The organism is Rhizobium sp. OAE497 (assembly GCF_040546565.1).
Taxonomy (GTDB): Bacteria; Pseudomonadota; Alphaproteobacteria; order Rhizobiales; family Rhizobiaceae; genus Rhizobium.
The window spans coordinates 324,693-351,285 of sequence record NZ_JBEPOA010000002.1; the positions used below are offsets into that span (position 1 = coordinate 324,693).

Consider the following 26,593-nt stretch of genomic DNA (forward strand, 5'->3'; position numbering starts at 1 on the left):
TCGGCATAATGCCGGAGATGATCGGCAGATTGTGGGAAGCATGGCACTATCTGACAAAGATCGCGAGCTGCTCGCCGTGCTTAGCGAAAATGCCCGGATGCCGGTCGCGACTCTCGCCAAGCGGCTGTCGCTGTCGCGCACCACTGTACAGGCCCGTCTCGAACGTCTCGAGAGAGACAAGGTCATCGCCGGTTATTCGATCCGGCTCTCGGAAAGCTATGCCTCCAGCCTGGTGCGCGCGCATATCCTGATCACCATTGCGCCGAAGGCGCTGTCGCAGGTGACGGCGTCGCTGGAAAAGATGACCGCCGTCACCGAGGTGCATTCCGTCAGCGGCAGCTTCGACCTGATCGCCATCATCGCCGCACCGTCGATCTCCGAGCTCGACCAGATGATCGACGATATCGGCACGATCGAGGGCGTCGAGCGGACGCTCTCGTCGATCATCCTTTCGACGCGGATTTCGCGCTAGTCAGGCAACGCGGAAGGCAACAGCCCCACCGGCCATGCCAGCGCCGGCCGCCGCCAGCAGCAGGCACTCGCCGGAAGCAAAGCGCCGCTCTTTATTGGCCAGCGAGAGCGACAGGGGAATGGTCGCCGCGGAGGAATTGCCGAACTCGCCGATGGTGCGCAGCGCGACATCCGGCGCAATCGAAAGCTGGTCGCAAACCGCATCGATGATGCGGGAATTGGCCTGATGCGGTGCGAAGCGGCCGATATCCTGCGCGACAAGTCCCGCCTGCTCCATCGCCCGTGCCGCCGATTGCGTCATCATCCGCACGGCGTGCGCGAAGACCGCCTTGCCGTCGCGCATCGTCATGCGCAATTCGCCGATGTCGAAACCGGGCTCGAATGGCCGCGCGCTGCCACCGGCGGGGATCTGGATCAGATCGTAATTCTGCCCCTCCTGGATAAGCTCGACACCGATCACACCGCTATCCCGCACGGCCGACGGCATCAGCAGGACGGCGCCGGCGGCATCGGCAAAGACTGCGGCCGTACCCCGCTCCTTCATGTTGATACGCCGGCTCAGGATGTTGGCGGCAATGACGAGCACCGGCTTGCCATGCGCCCTGACGAAGCCGTCGGCGAGCACCAGTGCATAGAGAAAGCCGGAGCAGGCGCCCGCAAGATCTATCGCGCCCGAGGAAGACAGGCCAAGACGGAATGCCAGCAACGGTGCCGATGGCGGCAGGAGATGATCCGGCGTCGATGTTGCAAGCAGCGTCAGCGCCACGGTCTTGCGATCGACGCCTGCCTCCTGAAGAGCCATCTCGCCTGCTTTCGCCGCAATATCCGTCAGCGTTTCTCCCGCTGCCGCCCAGCGCCGCGAGCGGATGCCGGTGCGCCGTTCGATCCAGCCGGCGTCGAGACCCAGCTGCAGCTCGAGCTCCAGATTGTCGACGCGCCGCCCGGGCACGTAATGCCCGAAGCCCGCCATCCGGCTGGCAACCGTCATCGCGCCGCGCTCCTGATGAAATCGGCGGCCTCGTCGATGGCGTTGTAGGCCTTGTCGAGATCCGCCTCGGTCACGCAGTAGGGCGGCATCAGATAGATGACGTTGCCGAGCGGGCGGATGAGGAGATCGCGCTGGCGGAAGAAGGCTCTGAGGCGCGGCCCCACTTCCGAGAGGTAGCCCGTCGTATCGGCCGCGAGATCGAGAGCCGCAATCGTGCCCTGCTGGCGGATATTGGCGAAACGCGGATCCGAGCGAAGCCGCGCCAGCCTGTTGCGATGCATTGCCGCCACGGCCTCGATGCGCTTGGCGACCGGTTCGGTACGCCAGATCTGGAGATTGGCGACGGCTGCGGCGCAGGCGATCGGGTTGGCCGTATAGGAGCTCGAATGGAAGAAGGTCCGGCGGCGGTCTTCGGAGAGGTGCGCGTCGAAAATCTCGGCGGTGCACAGAGTGACCGCCAGCGGCAGGGCGCCGCCGGTGATACCCTTCGACAGGCAGAGGATATCGGGCGCGAGACCGGTCTGATCGCAGGCGAGCAGCGATCCCGTCCGCCCCCATCCGCTCATCACCTCGTCGGCGATCAGCAGCGTACCGTATCGCTGAGTGATGCGCCGGAACTCCGCCAGGAGATGAGCCGGATACATTTTCATACCACCCGCGCCGAGGACCAGCGGCTCGATCAACAGGGCTGCGACATCCCCACCGCGACAGAACCGCTCGAGGGCATCGAGCGTCTGCTGCTCGCGGCCGGGTTCCGGAAAGGGGATCGTGTCGACATTGAAGAGCAGCGGCGCATAGGCGGCGTTGAAGACGCCGCGTTCGCCTGCGGACATCGTGCCGATCGTATCGCCGTGGTAGCCGTGCTCCATGACGACGACGCGCGAGCGCGGCGCGCCGTTATTGTGGAAGAATCCGAGCGCCATCTTCAGCGCGACTTCGACCGCTGTCGATCCGCTATCTGAATAGAAGACATGCGCCATTTCAGGCGGCGCAAGTTCGATCAGTCCCCTCGCCAATTCCTCGGCCGGCTCGTGGGTATATTCGGCAAAGATGATCTGGTCGTAGCGCTCCGCCGCAAGCCGGATCGCCTCAGTGATCACGGGATGGCGATGCCCATGCGTGATCACCCACCAGGAGGAAATCGCATCGAGAACAGAGCGACCGTCTTCGTCGATCAGATGGGCGCCTTCGGTTTTGACGATCTTCTTGAAGGCCGGTTCGAGCTTGTGCTGGCTGAACGGGTGCCAGACCGGCGATGTCTTCGCAGTGCCGGTCATGCCGCAGCCTTTTCGAGAAGGATGGAGAGATCGAAATGATCCCTGAACGCCTGGCGCAGGTTCTCCGACGTCAACACATCAAGCACGGGCAGACGGCCGAGAACCGGCACGCCGCTCATCTCGGCAATGATCGCCTGCGTGTCAGAGCGTTCCTCGCCGATGAAGGCAATCCCCATGATCGGGATGCGCCGCTGGCGCAACGCCTCGACGGAGAGAAGCGTGTGATTGATCGTGCCCAGCCCGGTGCGCGCGCAGAGAATGACAGGCCGGCCCCAGCGGGCGAAGACGTCGATGTAGGTGCTTTGCCGGGTCAGCGGGACGAGCAGCCCGCCGGCGCCTTCGACGACAAGGGGACGGTCGGTCTCAGGAAGCCGAAGCGCATCGGGGTCGATCGCCACGCCATCGATCTCGGCCGAGAGATGCGGAGAGACCGGCGTCTGCAGGCGCCAGGCTTCCGGGAATATCCGCTCCGCCGACAGACCGGATAGCCGCCTCACGGTCTCGCTATCCGTCTCCTCATCGAGGCCCGATTGCACCGGCTTCCAGTAATAGCCATCGAGCGCGCCTGCCAGCGCCGCCGAAAAGACGGTCTTGCCGATGCCGGTATCTGTTCCGGTGACAACGAAGTACCTGCTCATGCTCTTTCCTCTTCCATCGCCTCTGCCAATCCATCCATCATTCGTGCAATGGCGGGCCTATCGACATTGAGTGTGATCGTGATGCGGAGCCTGGCCGTGCCCGCAGGCACGGTCGGCGGGCGGATCGCCCGGATATCAAAGCCTCTCACTTGCATTCGCTCCGCGATACGAACCGTGCGGCTGTTGTCGCCGATGATGACAGGCAGGATCTGCGTGCCGCTTGCTGGCATGCCGAAGCGGCCGGAGAATTCGGCGTTGGCATAGTCGATCAGCGCATGTAGCCGGCTGCGCCGCTCCGGCTCACTGGCGAGAATGCCGAGCGCATGGCGCACACAGGCCGCCTGCAGCGGAGACGGCGCCGTCGAATAGATAAAAGGACGCGCCCGATTGACGAGGAAATCGCAGAGCACGCGATTGGCGCCGACAAGCGCGCCAGCCGAACCCAGCGCCTTGCCGCAGGTATGGAGAACGATGACGTTGTCGCGGCCTTCGAACTCGGCCGAATAGCCGATCCCGCCTCTGCCATGCACACCCGTTGCATGCGCCTCATCGATAAAGAGAAAGCCATTGTGGCGATCGGCGATAGTCAGAAGCGCGGGGAGCGCGCTGCGGTCACCATCCATCGAATAGAGGCTCTCGACGACGATCCAGGGAAAGCCGGTGCCGCCAGCGGCGCGCCAGGCGCGGATCGCATCCTCGACCGCATCGGGATCATTATGCGGCACTGCGGCCATCTCGGCCTTCCCCGCCTTCATTCCTTCATGCGCGCTGGCGTGGACGAGGCAATCGTAGACGATGAGATCGCCGCGCTGCGGCAAGGTTGAGAGGATCGCCAGATTGGCGGCGTAGCCGCTGCCGAAGTAAAGCATCCGCTCGCAGCCGAAGAAGGCGGCGGCCTCTTCCTCGAGCGCCTCATGCTCAGCATGGTTGCCGCGCAGCAGGCGCGATCCGCCGGCGCCCGCGGGAACGCCGCGTTCGATCGCGGCGAGCAATGCGTCGCGCATCTCGGTCGATGCGGCCAGCCCCAGATAGTCGTTGGAGGTAAAGTCGGCGCCGGTATCGCGCTTCAGCGCGCGTAACCGGCCCTTTTGGCGAAGCTGGCCGAGCGCCGCGCTGTAGCGGGCAAGCCGGTCAGCACTCACCCGGGATCTCCAGGCTGGTAGCGGTCATGCCGAGCCGGGCGAGGAGGTTCGAATCCCGGTCATTACCAGGATTGGCCGCCGTCAGCAGCGTATCGCCGATGAAGATCGAGTTGGCGCCGGCAAAGAAGCACAGCGCCTGCATCTCGTCGCTCATGGCGGTGCGCCCCGCCGTCAGGCGGACGGAGGACGCCGGCATCATCAGCCGCGCCAGCGCGATGATGCGGATGAATTCGATCGGGTCGACGGGATCGACATTGGCCATTCTGGTTCCCGGCATCGGGATCAGCAGATTGATCGGCACGCTCTCGGGCGGCTCCGGCAGATTGGCGAGCGTGACGAGCATGTCGATCCGGTCGTCGACCGTCTCGCCCATGCCGAGAATGCCGCCGCTGCAGACCTTGATGCCGGCTTCGCGCACATGCGCCAGGGTCTCCAGGCGATCGGAGAAGCTGCGGGTGGTGATGACTTCGGGATAGAAGCGTTCCGAGGTGTCAACGTTGTGATTGTAATAATCGAGACCGGCGTCGGCGAAGGTTTCGGCCTGCTCGGACGAGAGCATCCCGAGGGTCATGCAGGTTTCGAGGCCGAGCGACTTCACGCCCTTGACCATGGCGACGATCGCCGCCTCGTCCCGCGCCTTCGGGCTGCGCCAGGCAGCGCCCATGCAATAGCGGGTGGCGCCGCTCTCCTTGGCCTTTCGGGCCTCCGACATGACGTCGTCAAGCTTCATGAGCTTGGAGGCCACGAGACCGGAAGCATGGGCGGACTGGCTGCAATAGCCGCAATCCTCGGGACAGCCGCCGGTCTTGATGTTGAGCAACTTGCTGAGCTGAACCTCATTCGGATCGAAGTTGGCGCGATGGATGCCATGCGACCGGTAGAGCAGGTCGTTGAAGGGCAGGTCATAGAGTTCCCGCGCCGAATCCAGTGTCCAACGGCTTTCGGCAGATCCGCGCTCCGCCGCCTTCGCCACTTCAGTTTTCAGCATGTCGCCTTCCTCTCTATCGATCTCAAGGCAACGCACAAAAAAACTCATTGAATTATAGATTATCTATAATTATGCTGCCTATCGAAAAGGCTATCGGCCGATTTTGAGTCAATCAATCTATTTTTTAATAGATTATCTATGGAATACCATGGCTGAAACTGTCGCAGAACGCATGGCCCGGGTGATCGGGGAGAGAATTGTTTCCGGAGAGCTGGCGGCCGGAACGCCACTTCGGCAGGACCATATCGCCGAGGAATTCGACGCCAGCCATGTGCCCGCCCGCGAGGCCTTGCAGCTGCTTCGCGCCCAGGGGCTCGCCGTCAGCCTGCCGCGCCGCGGCATGCGCGTCGCCCCCTTGGATCAGGCCTCGATTCAGGAAACCGTCGAGATTCGCGCCGCGCTGGAGGCGCTGGCGCTGCGGCATGCCGCCCCGCGGATCAATGCGGCGGCGCTTGAGCGGATCGAGCTGGCGCTGGCTGCCGGCGACAAGGCGGAGACCATCGCCGAATGGGAAAGCGCCAACCGCGTCTTTCATCGCGAACTGGTGAGCGCCTGCCGCATGCCGAGACTGCTGGCGATGCTCGACGACTTGCAGCTCGCCAACTCGCGCATCATCTTCTCGGCAACCCGCTCGGCCGGCTGGCGGCCGGGATCCAGCATCGCCCACCGGCAGATCGTCGATGCGCTGAGAAAGCGGGATTATCACGCTGCAGTATCGCTGCTCGACGCCCATATCCGGGCGCTCGAACGTGCGACCGCTGACGGCAAGCCGTCATCGCGGGAAACGAGGCCGAAAGGCTAGGACCGATCGACATTCAGTTCAGGTTGAGCCGAGTATATCGGTCCTAATCGCGAACCGGCGGTTCGAACTTGAGAATCAACCGGTCTTCGTCATCTTGCCGCTGGACGAATTCCGTCAGGCGGCTGCGGGCGGGTTCTCCGAGCGTCCTCGCGGTTTCGGATATCAGGAGCTCGGTCAGCGCGAAGGCTGCGGTCATGGAATCGAAGGGTTCCAGGCCCTTGTTGCTGGCGGTCAGCAGCGCCGTTGCCTTGGAGGCAAGCGGCGAGAGATACTGATCCGTGACCAGAATGATCTTAGCGCCCTTATTGATCGCCTCGATGCCCCAGTTGATCGTCGTCTGCTGGTAGCGGCGGAAATCGAAGATCACGGCAACGGTCGAGGGACTGATGTCGACGAGGCTATGAATATCAGGCACCGAAAGACGCACCTGCGGGCGCAGGATCGACAGGTAGCGATAGAGCTGCTGGGCCAGAACCTGGCTGAAACGACCGCCGACCACGACGATATCGTGTTCCCGGTCGCAGAGCAGCCGCACCGCATTGGCAATCTCGTCATCGCTGAGCGAGGCGAAGGTGTTGCGGATACTTTCGAGATAGACGAGCTGCGCCTGCCCGGCGGGCGAGGATTCATCCGAGGAGGCGCGATTGTTGGGATAGCTGCCAACCGGCGAAAACAGCCGGTTCTGGGCCTCCTGGCGCAGCGCTTCCTGGAATTCCGGATAGCCTTCGAAACCCATCTTCCGCACGAAGCGGACGACGGTCGGCGGGCTTGTTCCGGCATTGGCGGCAAGCTGGACGATCGGCACGAGGCCGCCCATCGGGTAATTTTCGGAAATCGAATTGGCTACGGCGAGTTCGGCTGGCGGCAAGCGATCGCGAAGCACCCTGATGCGCTGTGAAACAGTCCCATCGGCTCCGTCTTTCTCTGTCATTCCGCCTTTTTTCGCCACCATTGCCGTTTCGGTTGTATTCGACCGCCCGGCCTGCGGCAAGCCCGGCCGGACGAATATCGAGACGAACCGGAAGGCGCTAGGACCGACCGTGATCGGCCCCAGGTGCTAGAGGTCGAGCACCAGCTTGCGCGTTCTCGATCGGCCAACGCAGATCATCATCGTCCGGTTTGCCTGCCGCTCCTCATCGGACAGCACCGTATCACGATGTTCAGGCAGCCCGGCAAGCACGGCCGTCTCGCAGGTGCCGCAATAGCCGTCGGCACAGGAGAAGGACAGGCCCTGGCGGACCGTGCGGGCGCATTCGAGGATCGTCTGGCCCCTGCCGACGGTGACAGTCGCGCCGGTCTTGCGCAGCTCGACCTCGAAAGCGCCATCGGCATCGCAAGCCTGCTGCGTGGCATCGTCGGCGATCGCCTCGACATCTGCGGCAACGGCGATCTCGGCGCGGCCGAAGCGCTCCATGTGGAGATGGATCGACGGGCGGCGCGCAACCTGCGCCGCCAGCGCATCCATCAGCCCGTTCGGACCGCAGGTATAGACTGCCGTTCCATCCGGCAGGCCATCGACCAGCGCTGCAAGATCGATGCTCGTACCCTCATCATCGATGTGAATGCCGGCCTGACCGGGGTTTGAGGGCGAAAGTCCGGCGACCGTCTCCAGATAGGCCATCCGCCCGCGCGAGCGGCCGAGATAGTAGAGCCGCCAGGGTCTTCCCTCCTGCTTCAACCTGTCGATCATCGGCAGGATCGGGGTGATGCCGATCCCTCCGGCGACGAAGACGTGATACCCGGCCGGTTCCAGAGCGAAGGAGTTCTTCGGCTCGGTGGTAAAGACGGTATCCCCCGGCAGCAACTGCTCGTGAACATATTGCGAGCCGCCGCGGCTCTGCGGTTCGCGCAGGATCGCCAGCTCGTAGCTGCGGCCTGGATCGCCAGAGACGATCGAATAGGCGCGCGCCAATCCACCGGGAAGCGCAAGCTCGATATGGGCTCCCGGCTCCCAAGCCGGAAGGTCCGCCCCGGCAAGCCGCAGCCTCACGATGCCATCGGCTGCAGCCTCCTTGCTTTGCACGGTGAGCCGCAGACGGAACTTCGGCGCGACCGCGGTTTCTGGGGGCATTCTGAAGGCTGCAGCAGAGGCGTTCATCATCTTATCTCACAGCAGGAACGTCATGTTGTGGTGGCTGCGCGGGGCATCGAGCAGGCAGACGACCTTGCGGTCGATCTTGGTGATCCCGTCCTCTTCGACGAAGACGTGCCCCATCCAGCCGCTGAAGGTCTGGATCTCGTGGCCGGCGCGCATCTCCTGGATCAGGAACTGCGAGCGCACCTTCACTTCCGACTTGTTCTCCGACGGCATCCGCACGAAGGCCGTGCTGATATGCGAGGTGTAGGAGGGCGGAAGTTGGGAATAGGCAACGCCAGTGCGCAGCCAGACGATGCGGTCGCCGAGACGGCGGCGGTCGTCGAAGGCGATCGTCACCTGGCGCTGAGGATCGGCCCTGACAGGATCGGGCAGATCGCCGACCGCCGGAACCCAGTAGACGCATTTGCGGCTGTAAAGCTGATACCAGCGCTCGAAGGCGCGCCGGTCGAGCAGCCAGTTTTCCTCGGTGATCAGCGCCTCGTAGATATGCCGCTCGGCTTCACTGAGCAGCGTGCCCTTGCCGTCCCACTCGACCATGTCGTTGCGCAGCTTGGCGTAATAGGCATCGTCGATATAGGTCGAATCCAGCGTGTCGCGCAGGATGTCTTCGAGCGTGAAGCCGCCCTGCATCGGGTCTGTCTTGATGTTCATTGCGTCACCCATGCGTTGCCGGATTCCATTCGTTTCAGCCACTCCCGCCAGAAGACGCGCAGCGGCAACTCGTCGGAAACCGGGCCGGTCAGCATGCCCTTGGCGCCGATATATTCCTTGCCGGTATCGAGATGGCGGCTGGTCTGAACCCAGGCGACTTCCTCGATTTCGAGACCGGCCTGGCATTCCTCGAAATTGGCGAGATCGTCCGGCTCGCCGAAGGACGGGAAATCCTCCTGCAGGCGCATGCGCAGCGAGTTGACCTCATCCGGCAGATCGTCGGCCACGAGCGCCGTCGCATACCAGTTGATATGGGTCTGGTTGACGCTCTGCGGCTCCAGAACCTGGATCTGGTTGCCGATAATCAGGAGGTTCGGGAAGATGTTGAGGTTCATGCCCGAGCCCATGACGACGTCGAGCGCATCCTCGCCCTTTTCGCCGAGACGCTCGCGGATGATGCGCGCATAGGCATCCTCGCCCGGCATCGGCGCAGACTGGTCCCAGTAGCGGGTGATCTCGGCGCGCTGGTCGATGAAGGTGCCGCCATTGCCGGTATCGGCGACGGTCTGCAGGCCGTCGTCGACATTGCCCAGCGTCCACTGCATGTCGACGCCGCCGCCATAGCGATCCTTGCGCATGCGCAGCAGCGAGGCATGCGAGAAGCCCGGATGATAGCCGTCGGCAGCGTTGTCGTAGATGAGCTTCCAGTTGCCGGCGCACATCAGCTTGTGGGCGCCGCGGCGCAGCTGGATTTCCGCACCCGGCCAGCGGTCAAGCCACTCGTCGAGCAGCTGCACCGAGGGACCGAGATGGGTCTTCAGGTCCGGCAGGTCCTGATTGAACGTGCCGAAAATGAAGCCGCGATAGCTCTCGACGCGCAGCTTGCCGAGACCGAGCTCGCTCTTGTTGAAGGACGGGCCGTAGCCCTCCTCCATCGGCACCGCGGCAAGTTCGCCGGTATTGGTGAAGGACCAGTTGTGGTAGGGACAGGTGAAGCGGCGCGCATTGCCCTCGTCCTGCCGGCAGATCGTCGCGCCGCGATGGGTGCAACGGTTCAACAGACCGTGGAACTTGCCCTCGCGGTCGCGGGTGACGATGACCGGGCGCAAGCCGAGCCGCTTGCGCACGAAATCGTTCGGGTTCGGCAGCTCGCTGGCGTGAGCGAGATACGTCCAGGTGCCGCCGAAGATGCGGCTCATCTCGAGATTGAAGATGCTGGCGTCTGTGTAAAGGGTACGGTGAACCCGCCGGTCTTCGATCAGATGACCGAAGCCCCTTGTTGCAGTGTGAACGTTCACGTCAATTTTCCTTTGTTGCTGCCGTCTCAGTAGCGCGTGAAATACTCACGGTGCTCCCATTGGGTCACGGCATCGGGGTTCTTCTCCCAGTCGGGCTCGGCTGCGAGGAAGCGGTTGATTTCGCTCTTCTTCATGCCGACCAGCCAATCGATGAACTGATCGCCCATCGCCGCCCTGAAGAACTGGCTCTTGTCGAGGGCAGCCGTCGCTTCCATCAGATTGGTCGGCAGCTTCGGCCGGTGCGCCGCCTCATAGGGGCTGGCCTCGACCGGACCGGGATCGAGCTGCCGCTCCAGGCCGTCGCAGCCGCTGAGGATCTGCGAGGCGATGTAGAGATAGGGGTTGGCACCCGGCTCGCCGATGCGGTTTTCGATATGCGACGAGCGGTGACCGGGCCGGCCCTGGACGCGGACCATGGCGGCGCGGTTGTCATAGCCCCAGGTGGAGCGGTCCGGCGCCAGCGAATTCGGCTTGCGGCGGCGGTAACCGTTCACCGTCGGCGTGGTGAAGACCGAAGCCTCGACTGCATGCTCCAGGAGACCGGCGACATAGGCCTGACCGGTTGCCGAGAGCAGCTCGTTGGTACCCGGCGTGGCGACGAAGGCATTGCGATTGCCCGGCGACGACAGGCTCTGGTGCAGGTGCCAGCCGGATGCCACGAAGCTCGGGAAGATCGGCCGGGTCATGAAGGTGGCGTGCAGGCCCATGCGGGCCATGGTCTGCTTCACCATCGAGCGGAACAGCACCATGGAATCGGCAGCCTTGAGGGGATCCTGGACGTCGAAAGTGAATTCCAGCTGCCCCGGCCCCATCTCGTCTTCCATGGTGCGCAGCGGCAGGCCGAGACCGAGACAGTTCTCGGCCAGGGAATCGGTGATCTCGCTGATCCGGTCCTGCTGGTCTTCGGACATATAGGCAAAACCGCGCCAGAGCGCCTCGACCGTCGGCGGCGTCGGCGGCACGCCGAGTCCGCCCATATGCTCTTCGCCGAGATTCTGGTCGAGCACGCGGGTCACGTAGAATTCGACTTCCAGACCGGTGACCAGCTCGAAACCGAGCGTCTTCAGCCGGGAGATCGACGACTTCAACTGGTGACGCGCATCGAAGGGCACCGGTTTGCCGCTGCGCAGATGGATGTCGCAGAGCACCCAACCGACAGTCGGCGCCCAGGGCAGCACGCGGAAGGTCAGTGGATCGGGAACGAGGATCGCGTTCGAGAAGCCATGCATCTCGTCGAGGCCGATGCCGCCGCTTTTGCCGAACGGATTGTAGGCGACACCTTCGGCAGAATCGAAGCTGAAGAATGCGCTGGTAAACTCGACACCATCGCGCAGCGCCGACTTGAAGGCATCGGGCAGCAGCGTCTTGGACCGCAGCTTGGATTGCGCATCCGGCACGGAGACGCGGAAAGTCTTCAGCTTGCCGCTATCGACCAGCGCCGCAATGTCGCGCGCCGCTTCGCGCTGCTCTTCCGTCCAAAGCCCAAACTCATCGATAAAGCCGGAAAATACCGGTGTCGTGTCCATAGCTGTTCCCTTTTTTCTGAAGCTATGGCCACATGTTCATTTTTTTTCATCATGCTGTCAATATGAAAAATTACAAACATCCGGTTTGATGTCTGAAATTTTTCATCCGTATCCAAGCCTTGATTTGCGGGCTTCGACGGCGCCGAATTTGCCCTGTTTAAGCGACCGGTCACGAACCGCTTGCAAAATGCAATTGGTCGGCGTATCGTAACTTCAATGATGAAAGCTACTAGGTGGCGAGATGCAGAATAAGAGCTTCAAATCCATGCAGTGCCCGGTGGCCCGCAGCCTCGATCGCGTCGGCGAATGGTGGAGCATCCTCATCCTTCGCGACGCGATGCGCGGTGTGACGAGATTTGACGATTTCCAGAAGAGCCTTGGCATTGCGACGGCGACGCTGACCCGCCGCCTTGATGCTCTGGTGAAAGCCGGGCTGTTCGAACGCCGGCAGTATCAGGAGCGGCCGCAGCGTTTCGAATATGTGCTGACGGCCTGCGGCGAAGATTTCCGGCCGGTGATCTGGTCGATGATCGCCTGGAGCAACCGCAACTTTGCGCCGGAAGGACCGAGCCTTGTCATCGTCGACAAGGAGAGCGGCGCCTGGGCCGATCCCGTGCTGGTCGACCGCAATACCGGCAACCCGCTCGCCAAGCCGCAATATGACGTTGCTGCCGGTCCCGCCGCCGGCGAGACGCTGCAGGCCCGCTACCCCTTCCGTTCGGAGGCGCCGGGCACGGCGCTGATCGAGCGTCCGCCCCTTTCCAACCAAGAACAATAAGACTGGAGCATGGCCATGAATAAGGTCGTGACTGAATCCGAACTCTCGCAGGGCGCCGTTGCCCTGAAGCCGAAGAGAAGCCTGAAGCGCCCGCTCGGCATTCTTGCCCTCATCGCCATTGCAGGCGGCGCCGGCTGGTACGGCTACTACTGGTCGCAGACCGGCCGCTTCCTGGAGACCACCGACGACGCCTATATCGGCGGTAATACCACGGCGCTCTCGCCGCGCGTTTCCGGCCATATCGAGGCCGTGCTCGTCGGCGACAACCAGCATGTCAGCGCCGGGCAGCTGCTCGTGCGCCTCGACGACCGCACCTTCAAGACGGCACTTGACCGCGCCGAAGCTGCCGTGCGCGAACAGCAGGCCAGCCTCGACAATCTGCACGCCCAGTCGGACATGCAGGCCTCGCTGGTCAAGCAGGCCGAGGCCGATCTCGAAGCCAAGAAGGCGGCCGCGGATTTCACCGAGATCGACGCCGTCCGCTACAAGAACCTCGCCAGCCAGAGCACCGGCACCGAGCAGAACGCCCAGAAGGCGGTGATGGCCGACATGCAGGCCAAAGCCGCCGTCAACGCCTCCGAGGCCGGGCTCACCGCGGCGCGGCAGGAAATCCAGGTGCTGAACACCCAGATCACCCAGGGCGAGTCGGCGCTCGAAGGCGCCAAGCTCGATGTCGAGACCGCCCGGCTGAACCTCGGCTATACCGAGATCCGCTCGCCGGTTGACGGCTATGTCGGCAACCGCGCCGCCCGGATCGGCGCCTTCGTCTCCGATGGCAGCTATCTGCTCAGCGTCATCCCGGACAAGGGCCTGTGGATCGATGCCAACTTCAAGGAAGACCAGCTCGCCGTCATCAAGTCTGGCCAGAAGGTCACCGTCGTCGCCGACATCTATCCCGGCCACGATCTGAACGGCACCGTCACCAGCATCGCGCCGGCGACCGGCGCTACCTTCAGCGTCATCCCGCCGGAAAACGCCACCGGCAACTTCACCAAGATCGTCCAGCGCGTGCCGGTTCGCGTCACGCTCGACGATGCTTCTCTCAAGGATCAAGTGCTGCGCCCCGGCCTGTCGACGACAGTCACGGTCGACACACGCCCCTGACAGGAGTGGACAATGACAGCCCCCGTCACGCCTGCCCAGCAAAGCTGGGTTCGCAGTCTGCTGCCCTTCGTGGTGATGTGCTTCGGCATGTTCATCGCCCTGCTCGACATCCAGATCGTCGCCTCCTCTCTGCAGGATATCGGCGGCGGTCTGTCGGCCTCGCAGGATGAGATCAGCTGGGTACAGACCGCCTATCTGATCGCCGAGATCATCGTCATCCCGCTATCGGGATGGCTGACGCGCGTGTTCTCGACACGCTGGCTGTTTACCGCCTCGGCTGCCGGTTTCACCATGACCAGCATGCTCTGCGGGCTCGCCTGGAACATCGACAGCATGATCGTCTTCCGCGCCCTGCAGGGTCTGCTCGGCGCCTCGATGATCCCGACCGTCTTCACCTCGTCCTTCCACTATTTCGACGGCCCGCGGCGGGTCTATGCCGCTGCCGTCGTCGGCACCATCGCCTCGGTCGCGCCGACGCTCGGACCGGTCATCGGCGGCTGGATCACCGATACCTGGAACTGGCACTGGCTGTTCTACATCAACGTCGTGCCCGGTGCGCTGATTGCCGTCCTCGTCGCCATCCTCGTGAAGATCGACGAGCCCGACCTGAAGCTCCTCAAGGAAGCCGATTATCCCGGCATCGTGCTGATGGCGATCGCGCTCGGGACGCTGGAATACACGCTGGAAGAAGGAACGCGCGCCAACTGGTTCGACGACCAGACGATCCGCACGACCGCGACGATCGCCGCCATCTCCAGCCTGTTGTTCTTCGTCCGCAGCCTTACCTATTCAAAGCCGGTCGTGGATCTGCGCGCCTTCGGAAACCGCAATTTCGCGATCGGTTGCCTGCTCTCCTTCGTCACCGGCATCGGCATCTTCTCGACCATCTACCTGACGCCGCTGTTTCTCGGCTATGTGCGCGGCTTCAATGCCTGGGAGACGGGACTTGCCGTTTTCTCGACGGGTGCCGCATCGATGATCGGCGTGCCCTTCTACATCATGCTCGCCAAGCGCTACGACATCCGCTGGCTGATGATGTTCGGCCTTGCCTCCTTCGGCATTTCCATGTGGGGCTTCAGCTACATTACCCATGACTGGGGCGGCGACGAGCTGTTCTGGCCGCAGGTCTTCCGCGGCTTCCCGCAGGTCTTCGCGGTGGCGCCAAGCGTGACGCTCGGCCTCGGCAGCCTGCCGCCGGAACGGCTGAAATATGCAAGCGGCCTGTTCAACATGATGCGCAATCTTGGCGGCGCCGTCGGCATCGCCGTCAGCGCGGCGATCATCAACAACCGCACCAACATGCATTTCAACGCCATCGCCTCCAACCTGACGCCCGCAAACGGCGCCATGGAGCGGCTGACGGGCGGCGTTGCACAGCGCTATTCGGAGGTCGCCGGAAGCATCAATGACGGCCACACCGCAGCGCTGAAGCAACTCTTCAAGCTCGCTTATCGCGAAGCCTCGACCATGGCCTATGCCGATGCCTTCCGGGTGATCATGGTTGCCTTCGTCTTCGCCACCGCGCTCGTGCCGCTGTTGCGCAACGTCACCCCGCCGAAGGGCGCGCAGCCAGGCGGCGGCGGTCACTGATCAGGAGCAATGAAATGACAGCTTACAGGGATCACCTCGGCCGCCCGGTTGTCGCCGTCACCGGCATGGGCATCATCACCTCGCTCGGTCAGGGCATGAAGGATAACTGGGATGCCCTGACATCGGGAACCTCGGGTATTCACGCGATCACCCGCTTCCCGACGGAAGGGCTCTCGACCCGGATCGCCGGCACCGTCGATTTCATCGGCACTCCCGCGCCGAACGCCGTCGAGCGCGCCTATGCCTTCGCCCGCGAAACGACGATCGAGGCGTTGGCGCAGGCCGGCCTCTCCGGCGATTTCAACGGCCCGCTTTTTCTGGCGGCTCCGCCGATCGAGCCGGAATGGAGCGCTCGCTTCGAGCTCGCCGACCGCGCGCCGCCATCCGATCATCCGGGCGACGGCTACAAGCGCTTCCTCGCCGCGATGCGTTCAAAAAACGATCCTGATTTCTACGAGGCCGCACTCTTCGGCGCGATCTCCGAGCGGCTGTCGGATCGCTTCGGCACCCGCGGCCTGCCGGTGACGCTGTCGACGGCCTGCGCGTCTGGCGTCACCGCCATCCAGCTCGGCATCGAGGCCATCCGCCAGGGCCGCACCGAGCGGGCGCTGACGGTCGCGACCGATGGCTCGCTCAGCGCCGAAGCGCTGATCCGCTTCTTGCTGCTCTCCGCTCTGTCGACCCAGAACGACCCGCCGAGCAAGGCTTCTAAGCCGTTCAGCAAGGACCGCGATGGTTTCGTCATAGCGGAAGGCGCCGCCACGCTGGTGCTGGAATCGCTGGAAACCGCCGTTGCCCGCGGTGCAAGGATCCTCGGCATCATGAAGGGCGCAGGCGACAAGGCCGACAGCTTCCATCGCACCCGCTCGTCACCCGATGGCGGCCCGGCGATCGCAACGATCCGCGCGGCTCTCGCCGATGCCGGTCTCGATGAAAGCGGCATCGGCTATATCAATGCCCACGGAACATCGACGCCCGAGAACGACAAGATGGAATATGGCGCGATGTCGGCGGTCTTCGGCGATGCGCTCGCGGGCATTCCGCTATCCTCCAACAAGTCGATGATCGGCCATACGCTGACCGCGGCCGGCGCCGTCGAGGCCGTCTTCTCGCTGCAGACGATGCTGACCGGCACGCTGCCGCCGACGATCAACTACGCCAATCCCGATCCGGCGATCGCGCTCGACGTGGTGCCGAACCGCAAGCGCGACAAGCAGGTCTCCGCCGTCCTCTCGAACTCCTTCGGCTTCGGCGGACAGAACGCCAGCCTCGTCATGGCGCTGGAGCCGGCCTAAGCTCGCCCGGCCCGCGCCGCACTGTCGAGCAGGGTGCCGACGGCCAGCGTGGCAGAGGCGAAGGGATCGGAGTTGCGGCAGACCTGCGCCATCACCAGCGCCCCCTGAAACAGGACGGCGATCTGTTTTCCGAGCGCGCTCGGATCGGCCGCGCCGAAGCGGGCGCACATCTCGATGAAGCGCTGCTCGACATAGTAGCCGAGCCGTTCGCCACGGGCGGCGATACCCTCATGCTTGCCGGCATATTCCTGCGAGGCGCGCACGCCGAGGCAGCCGCGCCGGTCGGCCTCCAGCATTACGCGGCGGCTGTCGAAACAGGCAAGAATCTGGGCGCGTGGATCGCTGTCGGCGGCTAGGGCCGGTGCGAAATAGGCGTCGGCAATGCCCTCGCCGTAATAGTCGAGCACCGCCTCGATCAGATCCTCCTTTGACGGAAAATACTTGTAGAGCGTGCGCTTCGAGATGCCGCTTTCGGCCATGACGCTGTCGATGCCGGTGGCATGGAAGCCGCCGTCATAGAAGCGCTCGAAGGCGAGCTTCAGGATTTCAAGCTTTTTCGCCGGCATCGCGGTCGTCGCGGACATCATCACCTTCCCTGCGTTTCAGAGACCTATTAGCAAATCACGTTGACAAGGTAAACAGATCTGTTTATCTCACTCCTCATGTAAACAGATCGGTTTACATCTTGCCCCCATTTGCCGAAGCAACGCTCGGGAAGGAATGTCATGTCACTGAAGAATAAGGTCGTCCTCGTTTCTGGCGCCAACCGCGGCATCGGCGCGGCAACCGTGCGCGAACTGCTCGGAGCCGGCGTCAAGAAAATCTACGCCACCGCCCGCAATCTTGCCTCGCTTCCCGATTTCGGCGATCAGCGCGTCGTGCCGCTGCAGCTCGACGTCACCAGCGACGCCTCCGTGGCGCAGGCGCTCGCCGCCGCTCCGGATGTCGATGTGCTGCTCAACAATGCCGGTAGCCTGGCCTTCAACGACTTCATCACCAGCTCGCATGAGGAGTTGAACGGTGACATGGAGACCAATTATTACGGCACGCTCCGCGTCATCCGCGCTTTCGTGCCGGGTTTTGCCGCTCGTGGTTCGGGCACGATCGTCAATGTCGTCAGCATCGTCGGCCTCGTTTCCGCTCCGCCGCTCGGCGGCTACTCCGCGTCGAAGGCCGCGCTCCACTCCCTGACGCAGACGCTGCGCGGCACGCTGAAGCCTTCGGGCATCGCTGTCATCGGCATCTATCCGGGCCCGATCGCTACCGACCTCGCCAAACATATCCCGCTGCAGAAGGTAACGCCGGAGCATGCTGCCGCCAACATCGTGCGCGGCCTCGAAAACGGCGATGCCTACATCTTCCCGGACCCGACGGCGCAGCAGATCGAGCATCTCTGGGCCAATGACGGCCGCAGCCTCGAGGCGGCCATGGCCGCGGCGGGCTGACATCGCTCCCGATCAATGCGGGGCCGGCCTCGCCGGCCTCGCTTCGAGCCCCTTTGCATAATGCAGGCGGCCCTCACATATAGGATGGGATACCGCCCGTCCCCTGCTCCAAGGCCACCATGCTCCCGATCTCGTTTTTCGCCCGCGTCCTGACGTTCGGCATCCTGCTGCATCTCTATGTCGGCATCCGGTTGACCTCCGCCGCCCCGGCCGGCAGCTGGGTCACCTGGTTCGCGGTGATCTTCCTTCTCGTATCGCTCATCCTGATCCCGCTCGGCATGTCGGCCCGGCGCATTGCCCGGCAACCGCTCTCCGACCGGATCGCCTGGGCGGGCCTCTCGGCGATGGGCTTCTTCTCCTCGCTGCTGGCGCTAACGGTGCTGCGCGACATTATTCTGATCGCCGCCAATATCGTCGCCTGGGTGACCGGACACGCGCAAGCGATCCCGCTGTTGACGGACTATAGCGCTGTTGCCGTTCCCGTCCTGGCGCTGGCGCTCAGCCTGTTCGGTCTCTACTACGCGCGCCGCCTCGCACCGGTGAAGACGGTCGATGTGCCGATAGCGGGGCTCGATGACGATCTCGATGGTTTCACCATCGTCCAGGTCAGCGACATCCATATCGGCCCGACGATCAAGCGCGGCTATGTCGAGCGCATCGTTGCATCGGTCAATGCGCTGGAGCCGGATCTGATCGCCGTCACCGGCGATCTGGTCGATGGTTCCGTCTCACAGCTGCTGTCGCATACGCAGCCGCTGAGGGCGCTGTCCGCCCGTCACGGCGCCTTCTTCGTTACCGGCAATCACGAATATTATTCAGGCGCCGATCCCTGGATCGCCGAGTTCCGCCGCCTCGGGCTGAACGTGCTGATGAACGAGCATGTGGTGATCGACCACGGTACGGCCCGCGCGGTGGTCGCCGGGGTCACGGATTACGGCGGCGGTCATTTCGACCCGGCGCATGAGAGTGATCCGGCAAAGGCGATCGACGGTGCGCCCGACGTGCCCTTCCGCCTGCTGCTGGCCCACCAACCGCGCAGCGCCGCGGCAGCCTCGGAGGCAGGCTTTACGCTGCAGCTCTCCGGTCATACGCATGGCGGCCAGTTTCTGCCATGGATGTTCTTCGTGCGGCTGCAGCAGCCCTTCGTTCACGGGCTGGCGAAGCTCGGCGATCTCTGGGTCTATACCAGCCGGGGCACCGGCTATTGGGGACCGCCGCTGAGGCTTGCAGCACCCTCCGAGATCACCCGCTTGAGGCTGGTGCCCGGCCGCTGAGCGAACGGGCACCAGGAGAGTTTGATCTTAGCGGCCGGCCGCTCTCGTATGCATGACGAAGCCGCTTTCGGCGGCTTCGATCAGCACGGTGACCTCGGCAAGGTCGGAGAGATCGGCGACATGGGTTCCGGCGCAATACATCTGCGCATCCTGGCCATCCAGGCTGCACTGCCACAGGCGGCGCGCATCGAGCGTCGAGGGAACCGGGGTCAGCGAGATCGCGCCCGGTGCCGAGAGCCAGCCCTTCAACGTCTCGTTTGCTGCGGCGATGACGCCAGGCAGATCGGCGATGAAGCGGTCGAGCTCGAAACCCTTTTTGCGCAGCGTCTTGCCCACCCGGTAGGTATCGACGGAGACATTCTCCGACAGCGACGCGCTGACGATCGCTTCCTTGTCGAGATCGGGGCTGCCGAGGCCATCGACGGCAGCACCGTCCTTCGTCCAGTAGGCCTTGGAAGCGCGGTTCAGCGCGAAGGCGGAGAGATGCGCGGCGGTATGCGCAACGCTGAGCTTGCGGCGGTAATCGGCATCGACCTCGATCGATACGGCGCTACCGATAGCCGGCTTCGCGCCGCTGACGACATGCACGACGACACTCTTCCATTCGTCGCCGGTGCGGCCGAGCGCGCGGGCATCTTCGCCGAGCACAAGCTCGCCGGTCTCGCTATTGGCCATTCCGGTCAGGGCATCGACAACAGGATGGCTGACACCATCGGCGCCGGTCATGGTGCCGCGGTCGGCCGGCTGGTCGGGCCAGCGGAAGCTCACCGGATGAACCGGCGTGCTGTCGCAGACGACGAGCGTGTTGCCGTCTTCTCCGGCTCCGGCAAACAGCACCGTGCCGCTGCCCTTCACCTCGCCGGCGGCGAAGGTGACCAGCGTGCTTTCCCTGACATCAGTTTCAAAACGCATATGCTTTTTCCTAGAGATTATTTCAGAGCCACTGCTTGAGCAGGGCAAGATCGACATTGCCGCCTGAGACGACGCAGACCACCGGGCCCTTGCCGCGCACGCGGTCGCGATTGGCAAGCAGGCCGGCAAGAGCCGCCGCACCCGCAGGCTCCGGCATCAGCTTGCAGCGCTGCATCAGCAGCTTCATCGCCTCGACGATCTGCTCGTCATTGACGAGCAGCACATCCTCGAAACGCTGGCGCACCAGCTCGAAGCATTTCACACCCGCGCTCGGCGCCGCAAGGCCATCGGCGATCGTCTTGACGACAGGCAGACGAACGGCGCTGCCGGTCTTCAGGCTTTCATACATGGCGGGCGCCCCCTCCGGCTCGATGCCGAAGAGCGCGACGGCGCGGTCCTGCGCGATCGCCGCCTTGGCGAGACCACCGGCCATGCCGCCCCCGCCCATGCCGAGGAAGATCGTACCGACATCCGGCAGATCCTCGAAGATCTCGCAGCCGAGCGAGGCATGGCCGGTCATCAGCGCGTCGTCGTCATAGGACGAGATATAGGTGAGGCCGCGCGCCTTGGCCGTATCGAGGCAGAACTGCGCTGCTTCCTGCGGCGTGCCGTGGAGGATCACTTCCGCGCCGTAGTCCTTCGTCGCCTGAACCTTGGTCGGGTTGGCGGTGGCCGCCATGATCACGACCGTCTTCACGCCGAGAACTGCACCGGCATAGGCAAGCCCTTGCGCCGCGTTACCGGCGGAGAAGGTGATCGCACCGGCAGCGCGTTCGGCGTCGGAGAGCGACATCAGCGCCCAGATCATGCCGCGCGGCTTGTAGGAACCGGTCTTCTGCAGAAGCTCGGCCTTCAGATAGACCTCCTCGCCGATCATCTTCGACAGGGTGGTGGAGCGCCAGAGCGGCGTGCGGTGGATGTGCGGCTGAACGGCGCTGCGGGCGCGTTCGATATCGGCGAGCAAGCTCATGATGATCCTTCTCCGTCCTGACTATGAAAAAGCGACGCTGGCGCCAAGCCCGCGCTCGGCAGCGGCTGTATAAAGGTAATGCGCGCAGACGAGATCCTCGGCCGGGATGCCGAGCGACTTGTAGATGGTGATCTCATCGTCCGTCCGGCGTCCGGTCTTGCTGCCGGTGAGGATCTCGCCGATCTCGGCAAGAATATGATCGTCGCCGACGCGCCCTTCGCGTTTGGCAGCGAGAAACTCGCCGCCCTGCAGCAGGGTCGAAGGCTTGTAGTCGACGAAGAACCGGGCCTTCTCGACGGCATCGACATCGATCTCGCGGGCTGCGGCAACGCTCGAGCCGACGACGTTGACATGCGCGCCGGGGCTGATCATCCGTCCCGCCAGGATCGGTTCGGCCGCCCCTGTTACCGTGCAGATCAGGCTCGCGCCTGCGACGGCCGCTTCGACGGTCGGGGCAATCTCGATCTCGCAATCGACGGCTTCCCGGCCTTCCCGGGCGAAATGCGCAGCACGCTCGGCCGAGCGGCCCCAGACGCGAACGCGCCGGAGCTTGCGGACGGCGGCCATGGCGCGCAGATGCTGCAGCGCCTGCTCGCCATAGCCGAGGATCGCCAGATCATCGGCATCCCGCCGCGCAAGAAGCCGGGTCGCCAGCGCGCTCGCGGCAGCCGTGCGGATCGCCGTCACCTCGCCGCCATGAACGATCGCCACCGGCGCGCCACCTTCGGCCTCGAAGAGGGCGATGATGCCGCGATGCGACTGCAGACCCTTGGCGCCGTTTTCCGGATAAACGGCCGTCAGCTTGGCGCCGAAGCTCGCCGGCGCATCCATGGCGCCGGGCATCAGGCCGAAGCCGCGGCCCTGATCGCCGGGCAGGCCGATGATCCAGCGCGGCGGCTGCAGTGTCTCGCCCTTGGCGGTCGCCTGCATGGCCTGTTCCATGAGGCCGATGCAAACGGGCATGGTCAGCAATTCGCGGACGATGGGCTGGTCGATGATGCGTAATGTCATGCTGGGGTCATTTCGGCATTGGTGTTTCGTCATTGAGGCGGATGCGTTCGGCCACCTCGCGGAAGACCTGGCGCCCACGGAACCAGATCATTTCGCGCCAGTCGTCGCGGTCGGGGCAGTGGATATCGCGCCAGCGTCGGCGGGCGGCGCGCGCTTCGCCGGACAGGCGATCCGCATCGCGCCACAGCAGCGCGTCATTGCGCTCCAACCGGGCGCGCTGGCCATCGGCCAGCCATTCGCCGCCGAATTCCAGGCACATGGCGATCACGTCGGCATGCGGCAGCTGGCTTTCGCAATAGCCGTAGAAATGGCCGTGCTGGATGAATTCCTCATGGGCACGATCGCCGGCAAGTGGCGCCTCGATGGTCGGGCCGAACAGGATGTTCGCTTTGTCGAGCTGCGGTCCGCCCGGCATGTGCCAGAGCGGAATGCCATACCCGTAAGGACCGTAACCGGTGTGGATATCGATGACGGCGATGCGCTTCGCCTTGCCGCAATAGCGGGCGAAGATTTCGTCGATCGTCTTGCGGCTCCAGACCGGCGCAGCACCGCCATAGGAGGGAGCATCGGGGAAGGAATATTGGCCGCCCTGCAGCGTCATGCCGGCGGTCAGGCGGCCATGCTTCTCGCGATAGGCGGCAAGCGCCGCATCGGCGGCACTGCGGCTGATGGCATCGTCTTCGGGGCACATGACGTGCTCGTAGAGTTCCGCATAGTCGGGATTGGCAGGCGGGTTGGCGAAGTCGACATAGTGCCGGTTGAGATCGACATTGTCTTCCTGCTGGCGGCGGTCCCAGGCCATGCCCCAGGGATTGATGGCATGGATATGCAGCATCGCGACATCGTCGGGCAGCGCCATGCCAGCACGAATCCAGCCGATCTGGCAGGCCGATCCGGCCCAGCCCTCGACACCATGCGTGCCGGAGACCGAGACGACGAGATAGGGAGCGTCCGCCCGGCCGAAATAGGCGACGTCAGTGGTGAGCGCCTCGCCATCCGGCCCCTTCCCGGGATGCGGGAAGGCGTCGAGCCTTGCCGCACCGGCGCAGGCCTCACGGAACTTCCGGCGGGCCGAAGCAAAGTCGGCCGAGAAGTCATCCAGGAAACTGCGGTCGTCCATGGCTGCGCCTCCGCCCGTCATGCCAGCGCCCGCTCTGCCGTTGCCGCCAGAAGGCTTGCGCCGCGCACCAGGATATCGTCGTTGAAGTCGTAGCCCGGCTGATGCAGGCCGGCGCCCTCGCCCGTCTCGCCGTTGCCGATCCAGATATAGGCACCCGGCAGGTGCTGCAGGAAGACGCCGAAATCGTCGCCCGCCATGGTCGGCGGCAGGCTTTCGAGCTCGCTTTCGCCGAAGAGATCGGCAGCGACGTCGCGGATCAGCTTGCCTTCCGCCCTTGTATTCACAACCGGCGGGCAGAGCCCGTCGTCGAAACGGATGCTGCCCTGCGCACCGGCAATCGCGGCCGCAGAGCCGACGATCTCTTCGAGACGGCGCTGGATCAGCTTGAGCGTATCGAGGCTGAAGGCACGGAAGGTGCCGGTCAGCACCGTCTTCGTCGGAATGATGTTCTGGGCGATACCGCCCTGGAAGGAGCCGATCGTCACGACCGATGCGCTCAGGGGATCGATCGCGCGCGCCGCGATCTGCTGGACGCCGGTGACGAAATGGCCACCAGCCAAAATCGGGTCGCCCGTCAGATGTGGCATCGCCGCATGGCCGCCGCGCGCGGTGAAGGTGACCTCGAATTCGCCGGTTCCGGCCATCACAGGTCCATCATGGACGACGACGGCACCGGCCCGAAGGCCCGGCCAGTTGTGAAGGCCGAAGATCCGTTCCGCCGGAAAGCGGGCGAGAAGCCCGTCGTCGATCATCATCTGCGCGCCGCCATAGCGCTCCTCGGCGGGCTGGAAGAACAGGTAGACGGTGCCGCGGAACTGACGGGTGCGGGCGAGATGCGTCGCAGCGCCGATCAGGATCGCCGTGTGGCCGTCATGGCCGCAGGCATGCATCTTGCCGGTCGTCGTTGAGGCATAGGGCAGACCGCTCTGCTCATGGATCGCCAGCGCATCCATATCGGCGCGCAGCGCCACGGATGGCCCAGGCGCCGAACCATGGATGACACCGACGACGCTATGGCCGCCGATGCCGGTATGAACCTCGATGCCTAGCTCGCGAAGGCGATCGGCGACGAAGGCCGCCGTCCATTCTTCCTCCAGCGACAGCTCCGGATGCCTATGCATCTCGTGGCGCATCGCCTTCAGGCTAGGAAAGGCATCAACAATCAACTCAAGCACGGCACTCACTCCCGAAAACCATGGCCTGCATGCGTGACATCACGCGTCTCCCGCAATTACTGCCGAGGCGATCGCCACGTCCTGCACGGCAAGACCGGTGAGCGAGGCAATCGTCACCTGGTCGGCGCCGGAGCGCGCCTTGGCATCGCCGGCAATGATCTGGCCGAGTTCGCTGACGCGGCCGATATCCACCGTACCGGCATCGAGCGCGCCCTTCAGATCGCCGCGAAGCGATCCCTGGACGCGGCTGTCGACGACGACCATGTCGGCCGCCGAAAAGACATCGGCATGCAGCTCGCGCTTCTCTGGCGTGTCGGCGCCCATTGCGGTGATATGCGTGCCCTTGCGGATCATCGCGCCATGCAGATGCGGGACGATGCTCGGTGTCGTCGTGACGATGATCCGGCAGCGCTCGGCTACCTCCTCGACACTTCCGGCAACGGTCACCGAATAGCCGTCCTGCCGCATTTTTTCGGCATAGGCTTCGGCGCCTTCCTTGCGTCGGCCCCAGACGAGCACGTTCTTGCAGGGGCGGACCGTCTGCAGGAATTTCACCTGCAGTTCGGCCTGCATCCCGGTGCCGATGACGCCGATCGTGTCGACCTCAGCGGGCGCCAGATATTTAGCCGCGACCGCACCGGCGGCTGCCGTGCGGATATCCGTCAGGTGCCCGCGATCGTCGAGAATGGCGGCAAGCGCCCCCGTCTGGCGCTCGAAGGCAAGCATCAGACCGTTGCTGCTCGGCAGGCCATGGCGCGGGTTTTCATAGAAACCCGAGGCGATCTTGACGACATAGAATTCGCCGCCGCCGATATAGCCATACTTGATGTGCACATCGCCGGGCGGATTATCGAAGATCAGCTCGCCCGGAGCCGGAACGATCGCATCACCCGCCGAGAAGGCGCGGAACGCCTCCTCGACACAGACGACCGGATTGATCGCCGTCAGGCGGCTGCGGATTTCCTCAGGCGAGAAAAGACGGGCGGAGGGGGTCAAATGACGCTCCTCAGGACATCGCGGCTGACATTGGCGCCGCAGATGACGGCGACCGAACGGCCACGGGTCCACTCGGGAGCGACCTTGCAGAGACCGGCCAGCGCCACACCGGCCGCGCCTTCGAGCAGCATATGATGGCCGTCGATGAAGGTGCGCATGGCTTCGGCGATCTCTTCTTCCGAAACATCGACCCAATGGTCGACGAGATCACGGCAGAAGGGGAAGGTGATCGTGTCGGATTCCAGACCGCCGGCGGTCCCATCGGACAGGGTATCGTCGGAGGGCAGATCGAGAACTGAACCGGCCTCGACCGACCGCGCCATGACGCAGGAATTCGCGGGCGAGCAGCCGATGATGCGGGTCTTCGGCGAGACTGCCTTCATATAGGCGGCAATGCCGCCGATCAGGCCGCCGCCGCCAACGGAGACGAAAAGATTGTCGATCGGCTGACCGGCGCTCTGGCGCATCAGCTCGACGCCGATCGTGCCCTGGCCGCGCATGACCTCATAGTCGTTGTAAGGCGGAACGTAGAGGCAGCCATGCTCCTTGGCATAGGCGCGGGCATGGATTTCCGTGTCGATGCTGTCATCGCCGTAGAAGGCGACTTCGGCGCCGAGCTTGCGGATGTTGGCAACCTTCGACGGCGAGGCGCCCTCGGGAACGAAGACCAGGCCATTGCCGCCGATGACGCGCAGCGCATAGGCGACGGCCGCACCGTGATTGCCGGAGGAAGCGGTGACCACCTTGGTCTTTGCCGCCTCGTCGCCCATGGCGAGGATCTTGTTCAGCGCGCCGCGCAGCTTGAAGGATCCGGTGTGCTGCAGATTTTCGAGCTTCAGCAGAACTTCCTGGCCGATCTTGTCCGAGAAAGTCGGCGATGCCTCCAGCAGCGTTTCGCGTGCGTAGGGGCGGATGCGGCGTTCTGCCGCTTCGATTGTCTCAGAAATGCTCACATAAAACTCCATTCTTGAATGCTGACGGGCGATCGTCTCAGCGGGCCGAAGACTAGACAAAAAATCCATGGGGAGACACTGCGTCTGCATC

Annotated in this window: 26 protein-coding genes; 8 read left to right on the forward strand and 18 right to left on the reverse strand. The window is 64.0% G+C overall.

Annotation, left to right across the window (positions count from 1 at the left end):
- The first annotated feature begins 40 nt into the window (after positions 1-40).
- Entirely contained in the window at positions 41-472 is a 432-nt protein-coding gene (locus tag ABIE40_RS21050; protein WP_112714591.1) for an Lrp/AsnC family transcriptional regulator, read from the forward strand.
- On the opposite strand, the gene ABIE40_RS21055 is transcribed toward ABIE40_RS21050, so the two are convergent.
- The 5 genes from ABIE40_RS21055 to bioB are packed head-to-tail and all read right to left on the reverse strand — an operon-like array spanning position 473 to position 5,504.
- A complete protein-coding gene (locus ABIE40_RS21055) occupies positions 473-1,459 on the reverse strand; it encodes a beta-ketoacyl-ACP synthase III (protein ID WP_199625606.1) in 987 nt (328 codons plus the stop codon). It lies immediately after the preceding gene.
- Entirely contained in the window at positions 1,456-2,736 is a 1,281-nt protein-coding gene (locus ABIE40_RS21060) for an adenosylmethionine--8-amino-7-oxononanoate transaminase (RefSeq protein ID WP_199625607.1), read from the reverse strand. Before ABIE40_RS21060 ends, ABIE40_RS21055 begins: the two co-directional genes overlap by 4 nt.
- Positions 2,733-3,374, reverse strand: a complete 642-nt coding sequence (gene bioD, locus ABIE40_RS21065; protein ID WP_199625608.1) for a dethiobiotin synthase — start codon at positions 3,372-3,374, stop codon at positions 2,733-2,735. Before bioD ends, ABIE40_RS21060 begins: the two co-directional genes overlap by 4 nt.
- Positions 3,371-4,516 carry an 8-amino-7-oxononanoate synthase gene (locus ABIE40_RS21070; protein ID WP_199625609.1) on the reverse strand — a complete coding sequence of 382 codons (1,146 nt, stop codon included), beginning with the start codon at positions 4,514-4,516 and terminating at the stop codon, positions 3,371-3,373. Before ABIE40_RS21070 ends, bioD begins: the two co-directional genes overlap by 4 nt.
- Positions 4,506-5,504, reverse strand: coding sequence for a biotin synthase BioB (gene bioB, locus ABIE40_RS21075; protein ID WP_199625610.1), 999 nt, complete (start codon positions 5,502-5,504; stop codon positions 4,506-4,508). The genes ABIE40_RS21070 and bioB overlap by 11 nt, the downstream gene beginning before the upstream one ends.
- 148 nt (positions 5,505-5,652) lie before the next feature.
- Between bioB and ABIE40_RS21080 the strand changes: the two genes are divergently transcribed.
- Entirely contained in the window at positions 5,653-6,306 is a 654-nt protein-coding gene (locus tag ABIE40_RS21080; RefSeq protein ID WP_199625611.1) for a GntR family transcriptional regulator, read from the forward strand.
- A 43-nt stretch (positions 6,307-6,349) separates the two neighbouring features.
- On the opposite strand, the gene ABIE40_RS21085 is transcribed toward ABIE40_RS21080, so the two are convergent.
- The 5 genes from ABIE40_RS21085 to ABIE40_RS21105 form a co-directional block, all read right to left on the reverse strand.
- Positions 6,350-7,237, reverse strand: coding sequence for a MurR/RpiR family transcriptional regulator (locus ABIE40_RS21085; protein WP_199625612.1), 888 nt, complete (start codon positions 7,235-7,237; stop codon positions 6,350-6,352).
- 126 nt (positions 7,238-7,363) lie between these two features.
- Entirely contained in the window at positions 7,364-8,377 is a 1,014-nt protein-coding gene (locus ABIE40_RS21090; RefSeq protein WP_199625613.1) for a PDR/VanB family oxidoreductase, read from the reverse strand.
- A 36-nt stretch (positions 8,378-8,413) separates the two neighbouring features.
- Complete coding sequence (locus ABIE40_RS21095; protein WP_354541098.1) at positions 8,414-9,055, reverse strand: aromatic-ring-hydroxylating dioxygenase subunit beta; 642 nt, start codon at positions 9,053-9,055, stop codon at positions 8,414-8,416.
- The gene (locus ABIE40_RS21100) at positions 9,052-10,353 is read right to left on the reverse strand and encodes an aromatic ring-hydroxylating oxygenase subunit alpha (RefSeq protein WP_354541099.1); all 1,302 of its coding nucleotides are present in this window, start codon (positions 10,351-10,353) and stop codon (positions 9,052-9,054) included. Before ABIE40_RS21100 ends, ABIE40_RS21095 begins: the two co-directional genes overlap by 4 nt.
- A 26-nt stretch (positions 10,354-10,379) precedes the next feature.
- A complete protein-coding gene (locus ABIE40_RS21105) occupies positions 10,380-11,879 on the reverse strand; it encodes a glutamine synthetase family protein (RefSeq protein WP_199625615.1) in 1,500 nt (499 codons plus the stop codon).
- Positions 11,880-12,120: 241 nt separating this feature from the next.
- Between ABIE40_RS21105 and ABIE40_RS21110 the strand changes: the two genes are divergently transcribed.
- Genes ABIE40_RS21110 through ABIE40_RS21125 form a run of 4 tightly spaced genes read left to right on the forward strand, consistent with a single transcriptional unit; the run spans position 12,121 to position 16,646 of the window.
- Positions 12,121-12,657, forward strand: a complete 537-nt coding sequence (locus ABIE40_RS21110) for a winged helix-turn-helix transcriptional regulator (RefSeq protein ID WP_112714611.1) — start codon at positions 12,121-12,123, stop codon at positions 12,655-12,657.
- 15 nt (positions 12,658-12,672) lie between these two features.
- Positions 12,673-13,761 (forward strand): HlyD family secretion protein, encoded by a 1,089-nt coding sequence (locus tag ABIE40_RS21115; RefSeq protein WP_199625616.1) that lies wholly within the window; start codon positions 12,673-12,675, stop codon positions 13,759-13,761.
- Positions 13,762-13,773: 12 nt separating this feature from the next.
- Entirely contained in the window at positions 13,774-15,351 is a 1,578-nt protein-coding gene (locus ABIE40_RS21120; RefSeq protein ID WP_199625617.1) for a DHA2 family efflux MFS transporter permease subunit, read from the forward strand.
- Positions 15,352-15,365: 14 nt separating this feature from the next.
- Positions 15,366-16,646, forward strand: coding sequence for a beta-ketoacyl-ACP synthase (locus tag ABIE40_RS21125; protein WP_199625618.1), 1,281 nt, complete (start codon positions 15,366-15,368; stop codon positions 16,644-16,646).
- On the opposite strand, the gene ABIE40_RS21130 is transcribed toward ABIE40_RS21125, so the two are convergent.
- Positions 16,643-17,230: a TetR/AcrR family transcriptional regulator gene (locus ABIE40_RS21130; RefSeq protein WP_354541100.1), complete on the reverse strand. Its 588-nt coding sequence runs from the start codon at positions 17,228-17,230 to the stop codon at positions 16,643-16,645. The genes ABIE40_RS21125 and ABIE40_RS21130 overlap by 4 nt on opposite strands.
- Before the next feature lie 141 nt (positions 17,231-17,371).
- On the opposite strand from ABIE40_RS21130, the gene ABIE40_RS21135 reads away from it, so the two are divergent.
- Both ABIE40_RS21135 and ABIE40_RS21140 read left to right on the forward strand, forming a co-directional pair.
- Positions 17,372-18,091, forward strand: a complete 720-nt coding sequence (locus ABIE40_RS21135) for an SDR family oxidoreductase (protein WP_199625619.1) — start codon at positions 17,372-17,374, stop codon at positions 18,089-18,091.
- Between the two features lie 119 nt (positions 18,092-18,210).
- Complete coding sequence (locus ABIE40_RS21140) at positions 18,211-19,365, forward strand: metallophosphoesterase (RefSeq protein ID WP_199625620.1); 1,155 nt, start codon at positions 18,211-18,213, stop codon at positions 19,363-19,365.
- A gap of 27 nt (positions 19,366-19,392) precedes the next feature.
- Here the strand turns inward: ABIE40_RS21140 and ABIE40_RS21145 are convergent, their stop codons facing one another.
- Genes ABIE40_RS21145 through ABIE40_RS21175 form a run of 7 tightly spaced genes read right to left on the reverse strand, consistent with a single transcriptional unit; the run spans position 19,393 to position 26,502 of the window.
- Positions 19,393-20,277 carry an alanyl-tRNA editing protein gene (locus ABIE40_RS21145; protein WP_199625621.1) on the reverse strand — a complete coding sequence of 295 codons (885 nt, stop codon included), beginning with the start codon at positions 20,275-20,277 and terminating at the stop codon, positions 19,393-19,395.
- 22 nt (positions 20,278-20,299) lie between these two features.
- Positions 20,300-21,247, reverse strand: a complete 948-nt coding sequence (locus tag ABIE40_RS21150) for a threonine ammonia-lyase (RefSeq protein ID WP_199625622.1) — start codon at positions 21,245-21,247, stop codon at positions 20,300-20,302.
- Positions 21,248-21,268: 21 nt separating this feature from the next.
- Positions 21,269-22,258, reverse strand: a complete 990-nt coding sequence (locus ABIE40_RS21155) for an ornithine cyclodeaminase family protein (RefSeq protein ID WP_199625623.1) — start codon at positions 22,256-22,258, stop codon at positions 21,269-21,271.
- Between the two features lie 7 nt (positions 22,259-22,265).
- Positions 22,266-23,378: a DUF2817 domain-containing protein gene (locus tag ABIE40_RS21160; protein ID WP_199625624.1), complete on the reverse strand. Its 1,113-nt coding sequence runs from the start codon at positions 23,376-23,378 to the stop codon at positions 22,266-22,268.
- A 17-nt stretch (positions 23,379-23,395) separates the two neighbouring features.
- Positions 23,396-24,553 (reverse strand): M20 metallopeptidase family protein, encoded by a 1,158-nt coding sequence (locus ABIE40_RS21165; protein WP_354541101.1) that lies wholly within the window; start codon positions 24,551-24,553, stop codon positions 23,396-23,398.
- Positions 24,554-24,592: 39 nt separating this feature from the next.
- Positions 24,593-25,549 carry a Rossmann-fold NAD(P)-binding domain-containing protein gene (locus ABIE40_RS21170; protein ID WP_199625625.1) on the reverse strand — a complete coding sequence of 319 codons (957 nt, stop codon included), beginning with the start codon at positions 25,547-25,549 and terminating at the stop codon, positions 24,593-24,595.
- Positions 25,546-26,502, reverse strand: coding sequence for a threonine/serine dehydratase (locus ABIE40_RS21175; protein WP_199625626.1), 957 nt, complete (start codon positions 26,500-26,502; stop codon positions 25,546-25,548). The genes ABIE40_RS21170 and ABIE40_RS21175 overlap by 4 nt, the downstream gene beginning before the upstream one ends.
- Positions 26,503-26,593: the final 91 nt, after the last annotated feature.

Excerpts from the sequence above, each read along its gene's own strand:
- ABIE40_RS21050 (WP_112714591.1), top strand. The coding sequence starts at position 41 with ATGGCACTATCTGACAAAGATCGCGAGCTGCTCGCCGTGCTTAGCGAA.
- ABIE40_RS21055 (WP_199625606.1), bottom strand. The coding sequence starts at position 1,459 with ATGACGGTTGCCAGCCGGATGGCGGGCTTCGGGCATTACGTGCCCGGG.
- ABIE40_RS21060 (WP_199625607.1), bottom strand. The coding sequence starts at position 2,736 with ATGACCGGCACTGCGAAGACATCGCCGGTCTGGCACCCGTTCAGCCAG.
- bioD (WP_199625608.1), bottom strand. The coding sequence starts at position 3,374 with ATGAGCAGGTACTTCGTTGTCACCGGAACAGATACCGGCATCGGCAAG.
- bioB (WP_199625610.1), bottom strand. The coding sequence starts at position 5,504 with ATGCTGAAAACTGAAGTGGCGAAGGCGGCGGAGCGCGGATCTGCCGAA.
- ABIE40_RS21080 (WP_199625611.1), top strand. The coding sequence starts at position 5,653 with ATGGCTGAAACTGTCGCAGAACGCATGGCCCGGGTGATCGGGGAGAGA.
- ABIE40_RS21085 (WP_199625612.1), bottom strand. The coding sequence starts at position 7,237 with ATGACAGAGAAAGACGGAGCCGATGGGACTGTTTCACAGCGCATCAGG.
- ABIE40_RS21090 (WP_199625613.1), bottom strand. The coding sequence starts at position 8,377 with ATGCCCCCAGAAACCGCGGTCGCGCCGAAGTTCCGTCTGCGGCTCACC.
- ABIE40_RS21095 (WP_354541098.1), bottom strand. The coding sequence starts at position 9,055 with ATGAACATCAAGACAGACCCGATGCAGGGCGGCTTCACGCTCGAAGAC.
- ABIE40_RS21105 (WP_199625615.1), bottom strand. The coding sequence starts at position 11,879 with ATGGACACGACACCGGTATTTTCCGGCTTTATCGATGAGTTTGGGCTT.
- ABIE40_RS21110 (WP_112714611.1), top strand. The coding sequence starts at position 12,121 with ATGCAGAATAAGAGCTTCAAATCCATGCAGTGCCCGGTGGCCCGCAGC.
- ABIE40_RS21115 (WP_199625616.1), top strand. The coding sequence starts at position 12,673 with ATGAATAAGGTCGTGACTGAATCCGAACTCTCGCAGGGCGCCGTTGCC.
- ABIE40_RS21120 (WP_199625617.1), top strand. The coding sequence starts at position 13,774 with ATGACAGCCCCCGTCACGCCTGCCCAGCAAAGCTGGGTTCGCAGTCTG.
- ABIE40_RS21125 (WP_199625618.1), top strand. The coding sequence starts at position 15,366 with ATGACAGCTTACAGGGATCACCTCGGCCGCCCGGTTGTCGCCGTCACC.
- ABIE40_RS21130 (WP_354541100.1), bottom strand. The coding sequence starts at position 17,230 with ATGTCCGCGACGACCGCGATGCCGGCGAAAAAGCTTGAAATCCTGAAG.
- ABIE40_RS21135 (WP_199625619.1), top strand. The coding sequence starts at position 17,372 with ATGTCACTGAAGAATAAGGTCGTCCTCGTTTCTGGCGCCAACCGCGGC.
- ABIE40_RS21140 (WP_199625620.1), top strand. The coding sequence starts at position 18,211 with ATGCTCCCGATCTCGTTTTTCGCCCGCGTCCTGACGTTCGGCATCCTG.
- ABIE40_RS21145 (WP_199625621.1), bottom strand. The coding sequence starts at position 20,277 with ATGCGTTTTGAAACTGATGTCAGGGAAAGCACGCTGGTCACCTTCGCC.
- ABIE40_RS21150 (WP_199625622.1), bottom strand. The coding sequence starts at position 21,247 with ATGAGCTTGCTCGCCGATATCGAACGCGCCCGCAGCGCCGTTCAGCCG.
- ABIE40_RS21155 (WP_199625623.1), bottom strand. The coding sequence starts at position 22,258 with ATGACATTACGCATCATCGACCAGCCCATCGTCCGCGAATTGCTGACC.
- ABIE40_RS21160 (WP_199625624.1), bottom strand. The coding sequence starts at position 23,378 with ATGGACGACCGCAGTTTCCTGGATGACTTCTCGGCCGACTTTGCTTCG.